Source organism: Lactococcus cremoris subsp. cremoris NBRC 100676 (assembly GCF_001591705.1).
GTDB lineage: Bacteria > Bacillota > Bacilli > Lactobacillales > Streptococcaceae > Lactococcus > Lactococcus cremoris.
Window position 1 is genome coordinate 1 of the sequence record NZ_BCVK01000119.1, and the last position, 781, is coordinate 781.

The 781-nt window shown below is 28.9% G+C and carries 2 protein-coding genes; both read left to right on the top strand.

Going from position 1 to position 781, the window contains the following annotated elements; genetic code table 11:
* The first annotated feature begins 71 nt into the window (after window positions 1–71).
* A complete protein-coding gene (locus LLA01S_RS13705; RefSeq protein WP_081106904.1) occupies window positions 72–284 on the top strand; it encodes a DNA/RNA helicase domain-containing protein in 213 nt (70 codons plus the stop codon).
* Between the two features lie 156 nt (window positions 285–440).
* On the top strand, window positions 441–626 hold the full coding sequence (locus LLA01S_RS13710) for a DNA/RNA helicase domain-containing protein (RefSeq protein WP_061778371.1): 186 nt from the start codon (window positions 441–443) through the stop codon (window positions 624–626).
* Window positions 627–781: the final 155 nt, after the last annotated feature.

The window sequence follows — 781 nt, forward strand, 5'->3', positions numbered from 1 at the left end:
TGTAGAATTAGTGCAAAGAACTTTAAATAAGGCCATTAAATCACAAGACTATCCAGAAGCTGTGATGCTTCATTGACTCACAGGAAAAAGCTCAGTGGTTTGCTCCATTTTGTTGGGAATGGACAAGGAATATAAGAGACAATGATGTTCAAATTCTAGAAGAAAATTTTACTAAACCTTGGAACCCAAAGGACGAACAATTTGAATGGTATTCTGAGATAAGGAAACATCATAAAGATAGAATTGGTTGTATCTACACAGCCCAAGGACTTGATTTTGATTAGGTTGGGTATATTTTTTGGGAAGATTTATCTTGGTCGCTAGAAAAAAATGAATGGATTGTTAATTTGAATAAAAGTCAGGATATCATTTTTATTAGAGAAATAGTTTAAAAATATGGAGGTCAATTAAAATATTTTGATAAAAATAATAAGTATTGGGTGGTTAATCGAAATGGTAGAGAATATAAATTAAATACTTTTATTGCTAAATTTGGAAATCCAGAAGAAGTAAAAGAACTTATTTTAAATACGTATCGAGTATTAATGACACGAGCAAGAAAAGGAATATATATTTGGTTTAAAGATAATAAAACAAAAGAAAAAGTAATGAAGTTTTTAAACTAATTGATGGAGTGAAGAAAATGTCGAGTTATAGAGTTATGAATTTAACGTTGAAAAATGGAGAAGTAGTAGATAAACTTGAAAAACTTCAAGTGAACGTTTTGGAGAATAATCCAGTTACTTATGTTTATTATAACCTTAAGAAGAAAAAGGTATAC